The organism is Ruegeria sp. BG8 (genome assembly GCF_056538325.1).
In genome coordinates this window covers 1-20,397 of record NZ_JBQFSZ010000017.1, presented here as the reverse complement: position 1 = coordinate 20,397, position 20,397 = coordinate 1, and the positions used below count along the sequence as shown (strand labels likewise).

Below are 20,397 nucleotides of genomic sequence, written 5' to 3'. Positions count from 1 at the left end.
AAACCTATTTGCGCAGTTTCGGGTCAAGGATATCGCGCAACCGTTCACCCAATGCGGTGAAGGCTACTGTCGTCAGGATCAGTGGCAGACCACCGGCGATCACGATCCAGGGCGTGTTGCGGATGAAGGAAAACCCATCATTAAGGATGGTGCCCCAACTGGGCGTCGGCGGACGAACCCCAAGGCCGAGAAAGCTCAGCCCGGCTTCCACTCCGATGACCAACGGAATGTCCATACTTGCAACGATCATCACCGGACCGATCACGTTTGGCAGCATATGACGTAGCAGAATGCGCGTGAGACTTGTCCCCATCGCACGTTGCGCCTCGATAAATTCAGCATTCCGTAAAGACAAGACCTGTGTGCGCACAAGTCTGGCATAGGATGGGAAGGTCGAGATCACCACAATCGCGATGATCGAATTCACGCTGGGCCCAAAGAGCGCCACCACAGTCAGGGCGAACATGATGGTTGGAAAAGAACGCACCGTGTCAAAGACCAACAGCATGGACCAGTCGACCCAGCGATTGGTGAAGGCGGCCAGCATGCCAAGGACAATGCCGATAAGAAGGGCAATCGACACCGAGGTGACAGCCAGAAAACACGCCACCTTGGTTCCGACCAGCAAGCGCGACAGCACATCACGCCCAAGTTGGTCGGTCCCCAGCCAATGCTCTGCCGACGGTCCTTGCAGCTTGGCGCGGATATCAAGTTTCACCGGATCATAAGGCGCGATGAAATCCGCCGTCAGACCGATAGCAAAAAACGTCAGAACAATGATGACGCTGATGGCGCCAAGTGGCGTACTGCACAGGGTGCTCAGCAAGTTGGTGACGCGGGCCCTGCGGCTGAGTGTACTGGTTCCTAGTGCCATCAACTTGTCTCCCTTGAGCGTGGATCAAGGATCACATTCAGAAGATCGGAAATAGTCGTAGCGGTGACGATAAAAAGGGTACTAGCCAGCACCGTGCCCATCACCACCGGATAGTTCCGGCTGATCACTGCGTCATACATCAGCTTACCGATGCCAGGTCGGGCAAAGAGGATTTCGACAATCACTGCGCTGGACAGGATAAAGCCGATACTGACCCCTAAAACCGTCACGGTGGCCGGAAGGGCGACACGCAGCACATAGGCCCGCATGACCCGACGGTTCGGGATGCCAAAGGCGCGTGCCGTCTTGACATGGTTCTGCCCCAGAACCTCGATCACCGATGCCCGGACAAGCCGCGACACATATCCGACCCAGGTCAGGCCGATGGCCAATGTCGGCAAGATCAGGTGCAGGACGATTTCTCCAGCGCCTTCACCGGCGCCGATGGCAGGTAGCATTTTCAGTTGCACCGAAAAGATCAGGATCAGGTAGAGCCCGATCACGATGGGCGGAATTGCAATCAGGGAAACTGACACCACGCCGCTGACTTGATCGAACGGCCCGTCGCGATGCACAGCGGCATACGTGCCGATGGGGATGCCAATAAGCGCAAACATCAGGACGGAAAGCACCAATGAGGCGGTATAGGGCACCTGCTCAATCAGGATACTCAAGACGGGACGGTTCGACGTCAGATCGACCCCCAGATCGCCTCGCATGACTCCGATGAAGAAGTGATAGACCTGCACGATAAACGGATCATTCAGATGCAGCCGTTCGCGCAAGGCTTCTTTCAACTCAGGAGTGGCGCGCGGCCCCAGCATTACGTTGGCCGGATCGCCCGGCACGAATTGGATCATCACAAAGAGAGTCGTGACGGCCAGAAGGATAATCAGGATTGCAATTAGGATACGTTGGATCGCATAGCCGATCATCGAATTGCCCTCACATGTGTCACGCTAAAACCCTTTCCGCGGAATGCGTTCATCCCAGTCACGGCGATAGATTTCCTGATCATTTTCAAAGGCGCGCAGTTCGCCCCGCAGATAAAAGGCCTGCGCGTCACAGGTCATAACCATGTGCCCCGTCGTGGCGACATCCCATCCGTCGCGGGTATAGCCCATACGGAAATCGTATTCGGCTCGGGCGGCCGTGACGTCGTTATCATCGATCTCAAAACGATCCTGCGTAAAGCCCGACACGGTGACGTCGGCACTGCTGAGGTAATATTTCCCAAAATCTTCGCGGATCGTCAGGGCACGTTTTCCCGTGCTCAAGTTTTCCTCGATGGTTCGTCTGGGTGCGCCTGGTTCCAGCACGTCCACAGCAGCGGCCTGCGCAATGCGCGGCGGTTTAAAGACAACACGTGATGCATCGCTCGCAGCCAGTTGCGCATTTGGAACACGCAGCTTGCAGTTACTCAGATTAAGCGTGAGCGTGTGGTTCTCGGCCACCGGCCAGGCCATCGGGAACATGGCGTTAGACACGGCAACGCGCAGCGTATGTCCCGGCACGATGCGATGCGCGATATCATTCAGTTCCAGTGACACGTGATACAGAGTGCCAGGCTGAACATCGGCCTGAACTTCGCGGCCGTCGCGTTGCGCAATGTTCATGATCCCATAGGTGATCAGCGTGGATGAGCCATCCGGCGCCACATCGCAAAGCCGTACAGCCAGCAAGCCGTTGCCCGCATCGGTGCTGACCTCAAACTCGGCCACACAGGTTCCGACGATATCGAAAGGCACGTCCTCGACTGGCATGTCGAAGCACAAAGAACCGGCATCTTCGTTGCGCTGTTCACAAGGCATCTGGGCTTTGCGTGTATCCGCATCAAGGGGCATGTAATCGCCGCTCATCATGCCAAGGGACTGTGGCGCATTGATTGATATCTGCCCATCTTCTGGGCTGTCGGAGATGCCGTCGGATGACAGATAGAGATCGCGAAATCTTAGGCTGGCATCCGGCCAGCTGGCAGCATCTAGCCAGACCCCGTCGCGCCAGTCGTGGCGCGGATCAGGCGAGACATTTTCCTGCCTGTAGAGTGTTAGCATCGGTTCATCTTCGATGCCATTCTCTATCCCTTTAAGCCAGCGATCGAACCAGCGCAGCATTTCGTCCAAAAAGTTCACGCCGGGCCCCGGCAGCGCTCGATCCGGGAACAGATGCGACCATGGCCCGATCAACCCCTTGCGAGTACAGCCGAGGTTTTTCATCAGCCGCATGACCGTATTAGGCCAGCAATCAGTCCAGCCCGAGACTGCATAGACGGGTATGTCGATCCGCGAATAGTCCGTGCAGACCGTGCCTTGCAGCCAATAGTCGTCGCGCTGTTGATGCTCCAACCAAGTTTTCATGAAAAGCGGCGGCTCGGACAGGCGCTCCATCCAGGCATCACGCCAGCCGTCGCCATAAAGTACCGGATCAGGCGGACGCCCGTTAAAGGCAAACATCACACCGCCCCAGCCAACAGCTTCGCCTGCGAGACCGCCGACAAAATAACAGCCATCGTCGTAATAGCGATCGTCCGAGGCGCCAACTGGCACGATCGCCTTCAACGCGGGCGGACGATGACTTGCCATCTGTAACGAGGTGATGCCCCCCCAAGACAGGCCAAACATCCCGACATTGCCATTGCTCCAGCTCTGCTTTGACAACCAGTCGATCACATCCAAACCATCCTGCTGTTCGATGGGCAGGTATTCGTCCATCTGGATGCCTTCGGAATCTCCCGATCCGCGCATATCAACCCGGGCGCAGACATACCCATGGGCTGCCAGGTACCCGTGTTGTTCCTCGTCGCGCGTCCGCGTGCCGTCTCGCTTGCGGTACGGAATGTATTCCAGGATCGCCGGGAAGGCCTCGGTGTCGCCGGCGACCGGCCGCCAGATACGCGCCGCCAGCCGTGTTCCGTCCGAGACGGCGATATAGATTTCCTCGTCGATAACGTCGTATGGCAGATCGGATGCACGCACTTCTACCGGCGTCAGGCTTTCATGTTTCATGGGGTTCGCTCGGGCCAATCTGGAAAAAGAAGACCGGCGGGCGTATTTGCCCGCCGGACACTCATCGTTCGCTCAGTTCGCAGGCTCAAAATCCTGCAATTTGTAGTCACCGTTGGGATAGAGCCCAGGCGTGACCGACGTATCGTGGATCAAGGAAACAGGTGGGTGGATCAGCCAGATATATGAATGCGACGCATCCATCAGGTCTTGCATCTGGTGATACATCTCGGCCCGCTTTTCCAGATCAACCTCGGCCATCGCGGCATAGTGCAGTTCCTCGAATTCGGCGCTCTTGAACCACTCCCAGTTCCAGACACCGGCCTGCTCTTCCAGGAACCATTGGGTTGACCATGCCGGATCCGGTGGGCTGGTGAATTCTTTCAGCGTCATCTGCATGTTCACGCCCTTCTCGTCCCCTAGGCTCCAGAACGTGCCGGTTTCGTGGGTGTTGAGCTGAACGTTGACGCCGATTTCCGCCAGATTGGCCTGAATGATAAGCGCCGCGGTCTGAAGATCGGTTGAGTTCTGATGCTCCAGTTCAAGATCAAGGGATGTGACACCGGCCTCGGCCATCAAAGCCTGCGCCGCCGCCACATCGGGGCCTGACATCTCAATGTCGCGGTGGCCCACCAAACCGGGGGCAACAAGGCCCGTCGACCGATCAGGAATGCCAAAATAGGCCCCTTCGATCACGGTTTCCACGTCAACCGCCAGCTTGATCGCCTCACGCACCTTTGGATCCTGCAAAGCCGGATTCTCTGCATTCAGACCCAGCCAGAGATACCCCGCCGTCGGGCGCACTTCGAGCTGCGCGTTGTCGGGCAAGGAGGCCTCCAATTCAGGTACGGAACTGATCGCCACGCCTGCAATGTCGACCTGTCCGGCCTCAAAGGCCACTTCTGCGGCCTTCGGATCGTTGATCGGGATCAACTCGACTCGGTCATAGGCCGGTGCCGTGCCGTTCCAGCCGTCATGTGCTACAAGAACGGTGCGCTGCCCTTGATCCCAGCGTTCGATCTTGTACGGTCCAGCGGTGGCTTTGGGGTCGGTGGTGAATTTGCCACCCTGTTCTTCGGTCGCCTTCTTACTGATGATCGAGCCGGCCGAATACGGCAATGTACTCCACCAGACCGGCGCGAACGGCTCATTGAGGTGGATGATGCCCGTGTATTTGTCGACCACTTCGACATCCTTGAGCGGCGCCCAGTCGCCCGCGTTCGGCGCGGCCAATGCTTCGTTCGTGAAACGCTCAAAGGAATACTCCACGTCTTCCGCCGTCACTTCACCATAACCGTTGGTCCACATCAGGCCCGGCTTCAGCGTGAACTTGATGGTCAGCTCATCGACCTGCTCGATGCTCTCGGCCGAAGACAGTTCCCAATCCCAAGTTTCGCTGTTCTTGAACTCAATCAGCTTGGGAAACACCGCATGGATCACGTTTAGATCGGAACCACTTTGCCAAAACGCCGGATCAAGCTGTCCGAAATCGGCTTCGACCTGGGCTTTTAGCTCTTCAGCGGAAACCGCAGAGCCTGACACCGCTGCTGCCGACAGCGCAAGCGAGACCGATGCGGCCCGCATTAAATCTGATCTTAGAGATAGTAACATGAATTCCCCCTGTTTTGACGATTGGCACCACCATTTGGGCATGGCGTGCGATGAATTGTCACAAAGGGTAGAAACTGCGATGCGTCCAAACAATCAAAACCATTGCCCAAAACTGACGCCACTTGTAAACTATAGGTGCAAGAAATTGACGCTTTGAAGGACTGATGACCGAGAAGGATCCGTTACCCGAGAACCTCAAACTGCTGTGCGGCTATTGTCCCTCGGTATCCCATGTGTGCCGGGCCGTGGGCATTTCCCGTCAGCAATTCACAAAATACCTGTCCGGCAAAAGCACACCTTCCCTAAGCAGTTTCCGAAAGATTTCGGACTTCTTCGGCGTCGAGGAAACCGAACTCTTGATGCCAGCCAGTGAGTTCAGAGAGCTGATCGCCTTACGCCCGCCTTCTGTGGTTCAGAACTTGCCGTCGCAGGATTTCATTTCATCCAGCGTTCACAGCAACGCCCAGTCGCAGCGCGAGATCAAACCATATCTGGGCTACTATTATTCGCATTTCATCATCGGCAACATGCCAGATAGAATCAATCGAGCGCTTATCCACATTTACGATTGCCGCGGAGCCATTCTCACGCAGAATTTCGAACGATATCCCGAAAACAACGATGGCGCGGCGGAGGTCGGCAAATACGAAGGTGTGGCGCTTTACAACGCTGAGCGGCTTTTCATTTACGAAAAAGAGAAATTCACGGGCAAACGAATTTGGCAAACCGTGGTTTACACAGCTGACCTGAAGTCGTCCAAATACCTCTCGGGTCTAACGATGGGCATCGCAACGGATTCCGTGCGCGACATCGCCTGTTACCGGATCATTTACAGCTTTCTCGGCCGCGAAATCGACCTGCGATCAGCCTTGTCAGGTTGTGGGACATTCACGTTGGACTCGTCCGAGATCCCGAAATACGTCAGAGACAGGGTTACAAACCAAATGCATGCCAACGAAACGTCGTTTCGGCCCCTGGGTGATGTGACTTAAAGGCCAATGCTGAGATCGCTGTGTACAGGCTTCGTATGTGCAAGTCGGTCAAATGCGCCTCTTGCGAGATTTGGCTAGGCACAGCGAACGTTCGGTTGAGCTTCGGTCGGTTTCAACGCAATCGAATGACCGATCTGGTGAAAATCCGCCGCATTATCACAACCGCTTCGCTGCCAGCGCGAAGGTTTTCTGCTCAAGCACTAGCCGCAACCGCATAGGTCCAGAAAGTCCGCGTACCTGCCGTTACCGGCAACGCCGCTCAATGACCGGTTTGGCGCACATGCCCGCATGTCAGTCGCTTTCACGACCGCATTTAGATTCCAAAAAGTCCAGCCGGAATCCGTCGTGAGGATTTCTGTAGGCGGATAGAGGAATTCAAAGATTTAAGATTTGGGTGGCATTATTTGAGCCTCGTCGCTCATGCCTTGTCCGAAGCTTTCCATATTGCGCCTTATGCGCCTTGGTTTCGGTGTGGGCGATACGACAGCTTACACCCCAACACACCGCTGGCAAACGGACGAGGCTGATCCAGTCCTCAAACTTGCCATTCGCGGGGAGCCGAGAGCCTAAGTTGCCGTGGCTTCGATAACGATTATTGCTTGATTCTTTTACGCTTTCAGTGCGAGCCAAATCACCAGAGAGATACTGAATACAATAAATACGAAAACGTACACGCCGAGTATTGCCTGAAGCGTCTCGTGCACAGGTTTCCAAGAGAGAAATATTAGAACCGCTGTGACGGCTAGTGCGATTAGAATGAATTCAATCATTGTGATGCTCGGAAAGAAGCAAATGCTTTTTCGACTGCCGCACGTGCCTCATCTATGTGCCGAAATTCTCCTTCAACGGGCTTCCCGAATAGCTCCGCACAGTAGACGTCACTGTTAGTGTATGTGTGTGTAACCTTTCGCCAGACCAGGCCAATATTTTTGCCCCTACTGAAGAAAAAGCGAGGCTCGTGCTGCCTGCCAGGGGTCCACCCATCCTCGACCAATGGGATACGTCGGAGAATCTCTTCGTCGAGAGCTAAAATGTAGGATTTAATTTCAAGGCTTTCACCTTCCGCATCAATCTTCTCGAGCGCATTTGTTCGCATCTTCATTAGTGATTCAAGGTTCTTCACCGGAAACGTCGCAGTTAGTTTTTGGGTATTCATATTAGAGCTCTCCAATGTTTCGCGCGGCTGAATTTCAGCGATTACTGTTCAGGCGAATTCGTTCCCCAGTAGCGAAATCTCCCAGTTCATCCTCAACGTTGTTTCGACCAATCAAGGTTGCGCTCCATTGGACGAACTCTTCAGACTATCCTCTGCATTCGTGCGAAATGTCGCGCTCTTTTAGCGCCATCGATGGAATTCCGGCGATAACCTTATCTATATATTAATCAGCTAGGAAAGTTCTCAGCGCAATGAATCCACCAGTCGAGTAAGCCCCATCATTATTGAGCTTTCAGTCTCGAATAGGGCTACCCTTGGCCGTCAGAACGTCCCCCAGAGGATACAGATGATATGCTGCGTGCATCGCCGCTTCGATGGCGTCAACTTGATGGGAGAATTCTGCCTCAGTGTCGATTTGAGGCACATCGATTTGGATCACTGCACTCCCTCCTCGCTGAGCGGTGATGGCTTTTTCTGGAAGCACATCTATAGCCTTTTGGAGGTCTTCTATCGCTGTCCGCGAAAAACCCAACTCCATGACCCATTGGTCAATCTTATGCGTAAGTAGCACGCCTTTTGGGAAGTGGTGTCCTTTGAATTTTACCCAGTTGGATTTACTGCCTTTTGGAGAAGGCCGGTTCATAACGAACTTCGGATGATTGGCGCGAAGAAAACGCCAATAGTCTTCAAAGAACTGGGTTCGTGTCGTGTTGACGAGCATTGTTGACGCGCGCCGGTTCTGCTCTATGGCCTCTTGGATAATTTGCGCACGCCAAAGAGACCTGCGATCAACGCGAGACCGAAACCACCCTCCGATCTTCTCATAACTCAGCGATTTGGTGTATTCTCGGTTGTCCGGCACACCTGAAAGATAGCGTTCGGGCGCAATAATCGCGGTGACGTAATCGTCAATCTTTCCCTGCTCTCGCAACCGTTGCGCTCGGCGATGATATCGGACGTCTTGGGCTTCCTGCTCTGGAGCGCCAATCTTGTTCTCGATGAGAACACCAACTTGAGTTTCCTGCTGGCGCACTCTGAGAAGCAGATCCGTTTCACCATCGACGTCGGAGACGCTATGCCAGGCTCCGTCAAACTCCGCGCTTCCAAACCCCATCGCCCTGCAGAACCAAGCTGTGAATTCCTGCGAGCAATGAAACTCTTCTAGAAGGAGAAGATCAACATCCCGTTCTCTCACAGAAGCTAGGTAGCGGCCAAAATCGTCGCTGCTCATGATCAACTCTCACTCTTCACTGTTGTTGTTCGAAATGTTGTGTGCCGCAGGTCTGCGCCAATTCTCGCGCGCCACACTTTCGGCAAGTTGAATTTGCTCTCGTAGCGTCTGCCTGTAGCTCCAGAGACCATGAGCGATAGCCGTGCATTGTTCACTTAATGCCGCCTCAAGCCGTCCGTCCATAAGGGCTCTGTAGACGCTGTCTGCGGCTGAAAACTGTGCGAAGCGAGAAGGTATTTCATCTAGTTGATCCAGATTGCTCCAGGCCGATGGCGAGACTTCGATCCCGGTTGTGGAGAGGCTCAAGACCTCTCTCAAAACTGCGGGACTAACATCGTACCAATTGAAGTATGCATGATCCGTATCCGCTCGATATTCGGCGGTATCACACACCATCTGAAAACTCGGAAATTTGACCAGCTGTACGATCTCGTCATCAAGAACGAGCGTCGGTGATTGATCTGCCCCATCATGAAAAGGGTTCTCAATGGTTACGCGAATTGCGGGATCGTTATCGATGTGACCAACAAACCTGGACCGGAATTCAAGAAGCGGACCGATATTCTTGCCACCACCAAGCGGTCCCAGGGCGAGGTGAACATCGAGGTAGACATCGAATGTCATCGCAAAGTTCTCACCATTTTCGGTCTCGACTTCATCCGCGAAGGACCCAGCAATTGGCTTAGTCGCTATGCGTACGGAAGGAACGGGCGGGGCTTCACCCCGATAGATCGGGTTACCTACAAGGCCAAGCTCAATTCCGTAGGTATCAGATTCGTATGGACCGGTGTCGAAGCTATCGTCATCCACGTTATATCGGATGGGGGTTTCCCTAAGATCGCGGTAATAGGTTTCGAGAGAAGTATCAAAGACAACTGCGGCTGACATTGCCTCAATGAGCTCAGCGAGCTTCTCCCAGCGCTCCGTATCCCAGTCTGGGACAGGGGGGGCAACCGATCCGAAACTGCAGCTTTCGAAGAGCTGCGCAAGTATCTTCTCCTCTGACGCACCGGAGAGGTTTGCCACCGCTTTAGCAAATTCAAAGTATTTGTCGGGCTTCTTGGCGACTTCTGCCTTGCGCTTGTCGCTTGCGTTTTCCGGGAGCCGGTAGGTGTACAAGCGCTTGCTTGAATCCGTACTGTTGTTTCCACCAAGACCGACTTCTCGCGCGACAGCAGCCGGAGATATTGCTTTTTCTTTTTTTAGTTCTTTCAGCAGTTTGTCGAAACGACGAGCCACACGCTGCTGATCGGCCCAGCCAAAATTGACACCCGCTTTTAAAGCATCTTTGAGGAATATAGCCTTCTTGATTTCCGGCTTTTGCTGGTTGTGACCGCGCCGTTTATCTTGCGCGCCCGAAAAATGAACAACGTTGCTCATAACTGCCTCCAATTTGTACGTTTGCGCGTTCTGCGACGCACCTGCTCGTGATAGATCGTGACAACCTTGCTGTGGCGATCACTCCAAATCGCGACAAGGTTCCGGACGCGGTCGACTTCCTGGGGAGAAAACCCTTTCTGGAGCAAGCGATCAATGCCATGGCGGCTGATGCTCAACCGCCTACAATCATCCCGAACAAAGTGGTCCCTGTCATAGTGCTCCATGAGAATACCAACTGAGTGTGCCCGTACACCGCGCTGTCGACAACGGCGGTCTGCATGACGGGACAAGTTTATCGATTGGGTCATAGCGCCTCTCCTTTCACGACCCAATATCGGCTCTAGGGCATGGCCAAGCATTCCCAAAAACAGAATTTACGTCAAATTAATTAAGAAACTTTGCGTATTAAAATTCGGAATAAATAGAATGCACTGATAGGAATTTTTTGAACCGGAACGACTCGACGTACATGGTCCAAGACGTCACAGATACCGCCGTACGTGCCTCCAATCCTGAGAATCAAGCCGGCCCTGTTTCAGACTCAGATGACCGCGGCGCTGGCTCACAGTGAACGTCGTCACCTTGACAACCGGCCACATATCGCCACATCCAGCCACATCTGCGGCGATGACAAACATCTGATTTATTGAGATAATTCTGACTGTCACCCGTGAGATCGCCTGACTGTCAGATTATATATCTTATATGAAAAAGAAGCTCACATCCCGCTACGTTGATACCGTCACTGCGCCGGGCCCGAAACGCTTGGAAGTCTATGATTTGACACTTCCAGGGTTTGGGCTTCGCGTGTCTACGACAGGACGTAAGACGTGGTTCTGTTCGCCGCGCATCGATGGTCGTATCCGGCGCACCAAAATCGGCACATATCCTACGGTACCTTTGTCCGACGCCCGCGACCGCGCCAAAGAGATGCTGCGTGATGCACAACTCGGAGTGACGCCGGACACAAAGCCGACAACACTTGGTGACGCCGTTCCACAATTCGTCGAACTATGGGCCAAGCCACGTAATCGGGGTTGGAAAGAGCAGGAGCGTCTGCTCAATCAAAAATGGCCGTCGCTTTTCGATAAACCTTTAGGTGAAATCAAACGTAGTGATGTTGTTTGCATACTTGATGAGATCGTTGCCAACGGTACCAGCTTTGTGATGATTCCGCCAAGGCTGTGCGCGACAAAGATGACAGGTCTTTTGCAAACGCCGTTGCCACATAGAAATTCCGTTGCCAGTTTGGCGAGCTCAAAGATATCGAGTTCCTTTTTGATCCATTTTTTGAGCTTGCTGGCCGGATAACCAAACGTGCACACACGGATGTCTGGGTGATCTTCTGCCATCCAGTCTGGCCAGTAGCCTTGTTTCGAAGTCCAGGTCTTTTCCGGGTCACCGGTCAGCCCATGAACGAAAATCACGTCGAGCAGTGCTTGTTCCGGATTATATACTATCTTGAACGAAACTTCTTCTGGCACTGGAAAATCTATCTCGAATATTTTCCACATTCTCGCACAACATATAGTAGAGTGCCAACCCTCCAACGGCCCTTTTTCGAAGTTCGTTAGCGTGGTGCAGGACTAGCGAACAGCCAGAACATCCAAGAAAGGCGCACAACAAATGCCAGCTTACTCAAGTACGCCGTGTTTGCATCGTGTCTGCAGCGAATGACTGCTTCGCGCCCGTTAAGCGAATCCCAGCTCTATTCGCGGGTCCAAATCCGTCTTCTGTTACCCAAAACGTCACCCAAAGCACATTTGGAGTGCATGCGAGCGGTGCGGTTTTCGCGCATCCATCTGATTTATCAGGGGGGTTTTGGTAGCGGAGGAGGGACTTGAACCCCCGACACGCGGATTATGATTCCGCTGCTCTAACCAACTGAGCTACTCCGCCACGAGTGAGAGGCGATTTACGGGAGGGGCCGGATAGGGTCAAGAGGGAAATGATCCTCTGGACCGGATTCTTTTTGGCACGACATCACCCCGTCTGGCCGGTGTCTTTGCTCTGTTCGTCGACGCCCTTGATGACCCGGTGGATGAAAGTCGCGCAAGCTTCGGGTTCGGTGATCAGTATCATATGTCCCAACCCTTCGAGTTGCTCATGAAACAACCCATACTTCGCCATCGGATCCCCGTGCGTTGACGGTGATAGCAAGGCGTCCTTCTCTCCGAACAGGATACCCCCGGGAACTTTCAGGTCAGAATACCGCGCGACCTGGGATTCCATACTGCTTTCTATCCCCAGAACGTCTTGAGAGGCCGTGATGAACGCAGATGGTCGCAAACCCAATGCACCTCCGGCGCGATCCAAAAAGTCTTCTGGCGCGGGCTCGGGTGCGAACACGGTGCTGAGTGCATGAGGGGCGGTTTTTGCGGCCATCGGCACGGCAATGGTGTGGCCGATAAAGTTTCGCAGCCATTCGGTGCGAATTTCCAAGGGTTTGAAGACAGGGGGTGGCTCTGGGATGACTTGAGTCAGAGGGGCCAGCAAAGCCAGGGCTTTGGTTTTGTCGGGGTAGTCCAGAGCCATGGCCAGCGAGACCGCTCCGCCCAGTGAATGGCCCACCAGGATGGCATCCGTTACGTCTTTGGACTCCAGAAACTCCTGGATCATGCGGCCCTGTTCGGACAATGCGCCCAAATCCGCGCTGTCACGGGTTGAATAGCCGCAACCGGGGCGGTCTACGGCGATCACATGGTAATCCTCTGCCAGCATATCCATGAGCGCGTAGGTGTAATGCTGCAATTGCCCGGTCAAACCGTGGATCAACACAAGGGTTTGTTTGGCTGGGTCACCTTTTTCCACGTAATGGATGCTGCCACCGCTAACCGGAACAATCTGGCCCAGCTGAGGCACCCGCGAAAGACCTTCCGCCGTCAGCTTGCGGGTCCAAAGGTGCATGCCCAGAAAGAACGTAGCAACCAGCAGGACAATAATCAGAAAGGTCGTCATGTCATTCGCCTCCGCCTTGAGCCGGGGTTGTCAGGTAATGTTCCAACCCGGATTTCGCCATGCGTTTTTCATACTCGGAAACGGTGCCCGGCCAAAGCGTCGTGTTCCGTCCTTCGGCATCCTGATACCACGAGGTGCAACCGCCGGATTGCCAGATACTGTCGCTATGCCGATCCTGCATTTCTTTTTCGAACGCGTCCTGCTGCGTGGGATCTGGTGTAACGATCTGCAATCCTGTGTTGCGCATTTCATCCAGAACGCGGCCGATATGACGTACCTGCGCTTCGATCATCAACACGACCGAGTTGTGACCCAAACCGGTATGTGGCCCCAGAAGAATAAAGAAGTTTGGAAAGCCCGCGATAGCAGTTCCCAGATTGGCCTGCATCCCGTCGGCCCACGCCGAGCGCAGGGTTTGTCCATCGGTCCCCGTGATATCGAGATAATCGACCATATCGGTCACATGAAAACCCGTTCCCCAGATCAGGATATCGGCTTGCCTTTGTGCGCCGTCAGCCGCAGTGATCTGGTCGCCTTCGATTGAGGTCACGCGATGCGGTATCACCTCGACATTGTCCCGGGCAAGGGTCGGGTACCAATCGTTCGAGCTGAGTATGCGTTTGCAGCCGATCTGATAATCAGGTGTCAGCTTCTCACGCTCTGCAGGGTCGGTAATCGCTTTTTCAAAGGCTGTGCGCCACATTTTCATGGCGAAGTTCACGGCACCCTGTTCGCGGCGAAAGACCCTGTGGCGGTATTCAAAGACCATGTAGATCAGTTTACGCCGCAGCTTTGGCAGAATTGGAAACCGCTGGTACATCCGGCGCACCCAAGGCGCGATGGGGCCGTCGGGGCGCGGCAAGACGTATGGCGCGCTGCGCTGATAGATTGTGACTTGCGCGGCCATTCTGGCGATCTCGGGGACGAATTGTACGGCTGAGGCACCTGTCCCGATCACCGCGATACGCTTGCCGGCCAGTGCAGCATCATGGTTCCATTCCGCGGAGTGAAAGCTGGGTCCGGGAAAGCTGTCGGCGCCGGGTATGTCGGGAATGTTGGGTACGTGCAGCGCGCCAATTGCCGAAACAAAAAACCGTGCTGACCAGGTTTGACCGTCCTGCGTTTCAACCCGCCAGCGATTGCCGTCCCAGCGCGCCGATTTGAGCTGCTGGTGAAACCGGCACAGGTCATACAGACCTTCGTCTTGCGCGATTTTCTTCAGATAAGCCTGAATCTCGGCCCCGCCAGCGTAGGCGCGGCTCCAATTGGGGTTCAGGTGGGTCGCCATGGAGTACAGATGCGAGGGTACATCGCAGGCTACACCAGGATAGGTGTTTTCGCGCCAGGTCCCGCCGATATCGGCCGCTTTCTCAAGGATCGTGATATCTTTGATCCCGCGCTTTCGCGCCTCGATCGCCATGATCAGCCCCGAGAACCCGGCACCGACGATCAGCATATCCGTTTTATGTTCCAAGCGCCCCGCCCCTCCCAAAGCGATCCAGATGGTTGCTTCAGGATATAGGCAGGGCGGGGCGCGTGGATAGGGTCTCGTTAGGTCAGCGGCTGATCACGGTTTGATCAGGCGCGCAGTTTTTCACCTTTTGCATCGAACGGAGGCTCGTGCAGGATAGTGGCCTTGTGCGGGCGGCCCAGCACCATCACCTCTACCTCATCGCCGGGCTGGGCGTTTTTGACATACCCAAGCGCCAGCGACATGCCGACCGTGTAGCCATAGGTGCCCGACGTTACACGACCGATGCCTTCGCCGTCTTTAAAGATCGGCTCGCCACCGGTTGCGTCCGCGTTGGATGCGGTCACGTCGGCCTCATCCAGATGCAGCAGAACCAGCTGTTCGCGGGCGGGCGTGTCCAGCACCTTCTGCGCGGCTTCCTTGTTCAGGAAGTCTTTGTCGAACTTGCATAGACGGTCCAGCCCGACCTCATGCGGCCAGTATTCGGGGCTGTATTCGCGGCTCCACGAGCCATAGCCTTTTTCCACCCGCATCGACATCAACGCGCGGCTGCCGACAGGGCCTGCGTCGAACTCTTTGCCCGCTTCCAGCAACGCCTCATAAAGCCGTGCTTGATCTTCGGTCTTGCAATGCAGCTCCCAGCCCAGATCGCCGGTGAATGAGACGCGCAGGGCTAGAACCTCGACCCCCGCCAGTTCGATCCTGGCCGACCGCATGAACGGGAAGTCCTCGGTTGCCAGTGACGTGTTGGTCAGGCGCTGCAGGATTTCGCGCGATTTGGGACCCGCGACGTTAAAGCCGCACATCGCCTCGGTGTGACTTTCGAATGTAGTCCCTTCGGGCAGCGGAACCTGCTTGAAGAAACGCTTGTGATAGCGCTCGGCCATGCCGGACCCGATGATCCAGAACTCATCCTCGGCCACTCGGGTGACGGTGAAGTCCCCGGCAATGCCACCGCGTTTTGAGATCAGCGGAGTCAGGCAGGACCGGCCAACCGCCTTGGGCATGTTGTTGGCAAAGACCGCATTCAGCCAATCCGCAGCGCCGGGGCCTTTGCAGATGTATTTGGCAAAGTTCGAGATATCGATGATGCCCGCACGCTCGCGCAGCATCTTGCATTCCTCACCCACAGGCCCCCACCAGTTCTGGCGGGTGAAACCGTTGGTATCCACGGTGCCCGGCTCATCCGCGAACCACAGCGGGTGTTCCCAGCCGACGTTCAGGCCGAACACCGCGCCCATGGCTTTCTGGGTTTCATAGATCGGGCGCACACGGGCGGGTCGGCCTGCGCTGCGTTCCTCGTTCGGGAAGTGGATCGCAAAGCGGTGGGCGTATTGGTCCTGCACCTTGGCTTTGGTGAACTCTTTCGTGGCCCATGTGTCGAAACGCGCCATGTCCCAGGCGAACATGTCATACTCGGTTTCGCCTTCGATGATCCACTGCGCTGCCATCAGGCCCATGCCGCCCGATTGCGAGAAGCCGGGGATGATGCCGTTGCAGCAGAAATAGCCATCCACCTCGGGCACCGGACCCATCAGCACGTTGGAATCGGGCGACCAGATCATCGGGCCGTTGATGACGCGCTTGATCCCGGCCTCACCCACGGCGGGCAGACGTTCGATGGCGTTCATCATGTTCTCTTCGATCCGCTCCAGATCGTCGGGGAACAGGTCATGGGCAAAGTCCAGCGGCGTGCCTTCCTCGGCCCAGAACTTCATGTCTTTCTCATAGGCGCCGACCAGCAGACCGTTGCCTTCCTGGCGCAGGTAGTATTCGCCATCGCGGTCCGAGACTGAGGGCAAACGCGTGCCATGTGCTTGAACATCCGACATGGCTTCGGTCACGAAATACTGGTGCTCGGTCGGTTGCAGCGGCAGTTCGATCCCGGCCAGTTTCGCGACCTCACGACCCCAAAGACCCGCGGCATTCACCACCCAAGGGGTTTTGATGTCGCCCTTGGGGGTCTTGACGATCCAGGTGCCATCTTCCTGCTGCTCGGTCGCGGTGACGGGGGTAAAGCGGTGGATTTCCGCGCCACGCTGGCGCGCACCAACCGCATAGGCGTTGGTCACGCCCGAGGGGTCCACATTGCCGCCATCGGGTTCGAACATCACGCAACGGATGCCCTCATAATTAACCAGCGGGTTCAGCTTTTGCGCCTCTTCAATGCTGATCTCATAGAAGTTCATGCCGTAAAGCTTGGCCTTGGCCGCCTGCAGCTTGAGCTGATGCTCGCGCTCTTCGGTCTGCGCCAGATACAGCGAGCCGGGCTGGAACACGCCACAGCTTTGGCCGGTTTCCTCCTCCAGCGAGTTATACAGGTTCATCGTATAGTGCTGGATGCGGCTGATATTGGTGCTGTCATGCAGCCCGTGGATGTTTGCCGCCGCGTGCCAAGTCGAGCCCGAGGTCAACTCGTCCCGTTCCAGCAGCACGACGTCGGACCATCCCAATTTGGTCAGGTGATAGAGGATCGAACATCCGATCACCCCTCCGCCGATCACCACTGCTTGTGCATTCGTTTTCATGAGCCTGCCGTTTCAAAGTTGAGCTCGTCGCCGCAGTCGTCAACTTTCATGCGCGGGTAACGAGCATTGATTTCATGTTGGGTTGAAGGGGTGAGCCGAGGCCGATCTCAGAATTCCAGCCTGTGCGCGCGCCCATGCTCGACTAAGCGCGCGTTCAGCCCGTGGGCTTCTTGCGCGCCAGTTTCCAGAGCGAAGACAAAGGCGTGGGTCAGGTAGAAACAAGCAGCGTCGACGTCCTGTTCTGCTTCGCGTTGGTCCGCGGCCATGGTGTAGTACTGGATCATGGCCGCGTGATCATTGCGATCATGCGCGTCAAGCAGCAGGCGGTCCAGGTTATTGGTATCCATCGTAGCTCCGTTCTGGGCCGACCGGCTTACACCCGTCGGCCCGCAAATTTAGACTGCCCGACCGTTTTCAATTTGGGTTGCGACCCAGTGATGGAAATTGTGCGTGGGGCCGTCCATTGCAGGCGAGAAACGTCCACCATCGAACAGAACGCCGTGGCGGCCTTTCTGCATGCCTTCAACGACGAATACGTCCTCTTCGAACACTGTCTTCCAAAGCTGTGCGTTCGAGGCGCGCAGACCGTCGTGCTGCGGCGTGTCTTTTACACTCTTGGCATAGTACAGCTCGATATGTTCGACGGTGTTTTCCAGATCGACGGGCTCGAGAACGATTGCGAATGCGTGATCGCGCTGAACGCCCAACAGAACGTTCGGGTAGAGGGCAACATATTCCGCACCTTCGTCCCACTGGTCGCTGAGACCTTCAAAATCGTCGAAAGTGGCGCCGTCCTGATCCTGCAATTGGCGGTAAACCAGTGATCCTTGGCCGGAATAGTGACCGGGCGCTTCGATGTTGTAGTGGTCTTCCAGTCGTGAATAGCTGTTCAGGCCCGGATGGACCCAAGGCAGGTGGTAGCTTTCACAATAGTTTTCGACGGCCAGCTTCCAGTTGGTTTTAACCTCGAGCTTGAACGAAGACGCTTCGCCGCCGTGATAGACCGGCTGATCGAACTCTTTCCAACGTTCCATCAGCGCCGCATGGGCTTCTTCAAATTCCGGGGCGTTGCCGTCCACGTTTACAAAGATCACGTCACGCCAAACAAACGAGCGGACGCGAACCAGACCCAGATCGTTGCGATCTACGTCTTCATGTGTGTTGTGGCCGGGGCCGCCCACATGCGGAGTCGCGCGCAGTTCGCCCTTAAGGCTGTAGCACCAGCTGTGATAGGGGCAGCGAATGGCTCCGCCAATCTTGCGTGGCGTGTCCACAAGAATCATCCCGCGGTGACGGCAGGTGTTTTGGAACACACCCACTTCGCCATCCCGGTCGCGGACGATCAGCAGAGGCATTCCCAGAAAGTCGACAGGCTTGGCGTCGCCAACTTCGGGAACGTCTTTACCGAAGCCGATGCCCGACCAGTTGGCGTAAAGCACCGATTGCCGTTCTTCCTTGAAAATTTCCGGGTCAACATAGTGTTCGTTCGGCAGGCCGTTTGCGACATTCAAATCGGCAAGAACGGAAGACAGCTTGCTATGCTTGTTCATCGGGCTCTCCTGAGGGTGCTGCTGGATGGTTTTGACCCTATTGAGCAAGGAACGCCCGACCCTCAATATCAGAAAACCTCATCACTGAGTGACTTCACCTAAACCGAGCCGTCCTGAACCTCTTGAATGATCCAGTTTTTAAGGGCGCGAGCGCTTTCGGTCAGCTCATCTTCGTGGCGTCCGACGACATAAAACTGGTTGGGAGCGGTCAATTGATGGGGGCCGATTGTAACCAGCTTGCCTGATTCCAGCATCGGTTCGATCAGGCGCTGCCATCCCAAGGCGATCCCTGCGCCTTTTCGGGCCAGTTGCAGCGCCACCGAATAGCTGTTTACCCGCGACTCGATCGGGATGGGGCCGTCGAAGCCCAATTGCTGGAACCATTCGGGCCATGTCGTCCAGGTACGGTCTTCTGATTCCAGGTGAATCAATCGTTGTGTGGCGAGGTGTTGAAGGCTGGATCCGGTCAGGCTTTGTGCGACCTCAGGGCTGGCGACGGGAACCAGGTGGTCACGGAACAAAGGCGTGTGTGACAGGGTTGCATCGCTGTCACGCCCATAGCGGATGAAAAAGTCCAAGTCTGGTCGGTCGCGAAAAGGCCGATCCTGTGACAGCTGATCTACATTGACTTCGGGCATTTCACGCCAGAACCGAATAACTGCCGGTGACAGCCACAATGCGGCGACTGCCGTTGTTGAACCGACCGTTACTTTTTCGACCGACGCCCGGTCGCGGATTGTTGCGAGAGTTTTAGAAATCCGCGCAAAAGATGAAGACAGCGTTTCGTACAGGGCTTTGCCGTCGTCTGTCAGATCCACCCCTCGATGCTTACGCTGGAAAAGGGCCGTCTCGAGGTCGCCCTCCAACGCTTTGATCTGATGGCTCACAGCGCCGGGCGTAACAGAGAGTTCCTCAGCCGCATTCTTGAAGCTGAGATGCCTTGCGGCCGCTTCAAAGGCAGAGAGCGTGGTAAGTGGGGGCAGCTTGTAATGGCGTCTGGACATGAGGACCTGGGATTCTTTCAACCCGTTCGTATTAGCTCATTTCACCTTGGTGTTAATATTTTTCTTAGTGGAGATCGCGGCACATCGGCTATTAGGTGTATTTACGAGATCATGTTTCGGGGACATGTCGTCAAAACCGACCAATCTGTCGGTTCTGGCCAAATTGAAACGCAGGTGCCGCTATAGTCACGTTCACCAACAATTGTCGCGTCCGGACAGGCATCTGGCGTACACTGACGGAATATTCAAGATGTCTTGGAAATAAAATCGGGTGACATCTGCAGCCGGAAACGGCGGAAAGGGAATTCACAAGACGCGCTGAGGATAATTTTTGAATTTCGCGCGAAACCCGTTCTGATTGATGCTTGTGTTGAACTCCATGCATGTCAGTCAGCGAAAAAACCAGATTGACGGGAAAAGGGCAACTAACCCCAATCTCGTACCCGAAACACCAAAACAAAATGCGTGTCGAGCTGAGCGGGAAAACGAAATCCGGGAGATTTGCGAAACTATACGACGCGATCCCCAAAACCAATGACGGACAACACGGAGGAAGTTATGTCGATAAAAGAGCCGTTTACGGACTTGGACATAAAGACGGCGGATAGCGGTTTTTATGAGAATAACAGCGTACCTATTG

General features: G+C 55.2%; 15 protein-coding genes and 1 tRNA gene. 2 read left to right on the top strand and 14 right to left on the bottom strand.

What is annotated here, in order from left to right; all coding sequences use genetic code 11:
• Positions 1 to 4: 4 nt before the first annotated feature.
• The 4 genes from ACR0DG_RS20905 to ACR0DG_RS20890 all read right to left on the bottom strand — a co-directional run bounded on the left by ACR0DG_RS20905 (position 5) and on the right by ACR0DG_RS20890 (position 5,487).
• Positions 5 to 874 carry an ABC transporter permease gene (locus ACR0DG_RS20905; RefSeq protein ID WP_480700385.1) on the bottom strand — a complete coding sequence of 290 codons (870 nt, stop codon included), beginning with the start codon at positions 872 to 874 and terminating at the stop codon, positions 5 to 7.
• Positions 874 to 1,809 carry an ABC transporter permease gene (locus ACR0DG_RS20900; RefSeq protein ID WP_480700386.1) on the bottom strand — a complete coding sequence of 312 codons (936 nt, stop codon included), beginning with the start codon at positions 1,807 to 1,809 and terminating at the stop codon, positions 874 to 876. Before ACR0DG_RS20900 ends, ACR0DG_RS20905 begins: the two co-directional genes overlap by 1 nt.
• A gap of 24 nt (positions 1,810 to 1,833) precedes the next feature.
• Positions 1,834 to 3,879: a CocE/NonD family hydrolase gene (locus ACR0DG_RS20895; RefSeq protein ID WP_480700387.1), complete on the bottom strand. Its 2,046-nt coding sequence runs from the start codon at positions 3,877 to 3,879 to the stop codon at positions 1,834 to 1,836.
• 72 nt (positions 3,880 to 3,951) lie between these two features.
• A complete protein-coding gene (locus ACR0DG_RS20890; RefSeq protein ID WP_480700388.1) occupies positions 3,952 to 5,487 on the bottom strand; it encodes an ABC transporter substrate-binding protein in 1,536 nt (511 codons plus the stop codon).
• A gap of 164 nt (positions 5,488 to 5,651) precedes the next feature.
• On the opposite strand from ACR0DG_RS20890, the gene ACR0DG_RS20885 reads away from it, so the two are divergent.
• The gene (locus ACR0DG_RS20885) at positions 5,652 to 6,479 is read left to right on the top strand and encodes a helix-turn-helix domain-containing protein (RefSeq protein WP_480700389.1); all 828 of its coding nucleotides are present in this window, start codon (positions 5,652 to 5,654) and stop codon (positions 6,477 to 6,479) included.
• 766 nt (positions 6,480 to 7,245) lie between these two features.
• On the opposite strand, the gene ACR0DG_RS20880 is transcribed toward ACR0DG_RS20885, so the two are convergent.
• The 3 genes from ACR0DG_RS20880 to ACR0DG_RS20870 all read right to left on the bottom strand — a co-directional run bounded on the left by ACR0DG_RS20880 (position 7,246) and on the right by ACR0DG_RS20870 (position 10,246).
• Positions 7,246 to 7,635, bottom strand: coding sequence for a hypothetical protein (locus ACR0DG_RS20880; RefSeq protein WP_480700390.1), 390 nt, complete (start codon positions 7,633 to 7,635; stop codon positions 7,246 to 7,248).
• 292 nt (positions 7,636 to 7,927) lie between these two features.
• Positions 7,928 to 8,866 (bottom strand): PD-(D/E)XK nuclease family protein, encoded by a 939-nt coding sequence (locus ACR0DG_RS20875; RefSeq protein ID WP_480700391.1) that lies wholly within the window; start codon positions 8,864 to 8,866, stop codon positions 7,928 to 7,930.
• Between the two features lie 9 nt (positions 8,867 to 8,875).
• A complete protein-coding gene (locus tag ACR0DG_RS20870) occupies positions 8,876 to 10,246 on the bottom strand; it encodes a hypothetical protein (protein ID WP_480700392.1) in 1,371 nt (456 codons plus the stop codon).
• 705 nt (positions 10,247 to 10,951) lie between these two features.
• Here ACR0DG_RS20870 and ACR0DG_RS20865 point away from each other — a divergent pair.
• On the top strand, positions 10,952 to 11,557 hold the full coding sequence (locus tag ACR0DG_RS20865) for an Arm DNA-binding domain-containing protein (RefSeq protein WP_480700393.1): 606 nt from the start codon (positions 10,952 to 10,954) through the stop codon (positions 11,555 to 11,557).
• A gap of 511 nt (positions 11,558 to 12,068) precedes the next feature.
• On the opposite strand, the gene ACR0DG_RS20860 is transcribed toward ACR0DG_RS20865, so the two are convergent.
• From ACR0DG_RS20860 to ACR0DG_RS20830, 7 genes are all read right to left on the bottom strand, one after another.
• A tRNA-Met gene (locus tag ACR0DG_RS20860) sits at positions 12,069 to 12,145 on the bottom strand.
• Between the two features lie 84 nt (positions 12,146 to 12,229).
• Entirely contained in the window at positions 12,230 to 13,204 is a 975-nt protein-coding gene (locus tag ACR0DG_RS20855) for an alpha/beta fold hydrolase (protein ID WP_480700394.1), read from the bottom strand.
• A 1-nt stretch (position 13,205) separates the two neighbouring features.
• Positions 13,206 to 14,678 carry a flavin-containing monooxygenase gene (locus ACR0DG_RS20850; protein WP_480700395.1) on the bottom strand — a complete coding sequence of 491 codons (1,473 nt, stop codon included), beginning with the start codon at positions 14,676 to 14,678 and terminating at the stop codon, positions 13,206 to 13,208.
• Positions 14,679 to 14,782: 104 nt separating this feature from the next.
• Positions 14,783 to 17,203: a GcvT family protein gene (locus ACR0DG_RS20845; protein WP_480700396.1), complete on the bottom strand. Its 2,421-nt coding sequence runs from the start codon at positions 17,201 to 17,203 to the stop codon at positions 14,783 to 14,785.
• Between the two features lie 107 nt (positions 17,204 to 17,310).
• A complete protein-coding gene (locus ACR0DG_RS20840) occupies positions 17,311 to 17,550 on the bottom strand; it encodes a hypothetical protein (protein ID WP_480700397.1) in 240 nt (79 codons plus the stop codon).
• Between the two features lie 48 nt (positions 17,551 to 17,598).
• On the bottom strand, positions 17,599 to 18,753 hold the full coding sequence (locus tag ACR0DG_RS20835) for an aromatic ring-hydroxylating oxygenase subunit alpha (protein WP_480700398.1): 1,155 nt from the start codon (positions 18,751 to 18,753) through the stop codon (positions 17,599 to 17,601).
• 98 nt (positions 18,754 to 18,851) lie between these two features.
• On the bottom strand, positions 18,852 to 19,757 hold the full coding sequence (locus ACR0DG_RS20830; RefSeq protein WP_480700399.1) for a LysR substrate-binding domain-containing protein: 906 nt from the start codon (positions 19,755 to 19,757) through the stop codon (positions 18,852 to 18,854).
• Positions 19,758 to 20,397: the final 640 nt, after the last annotated feature.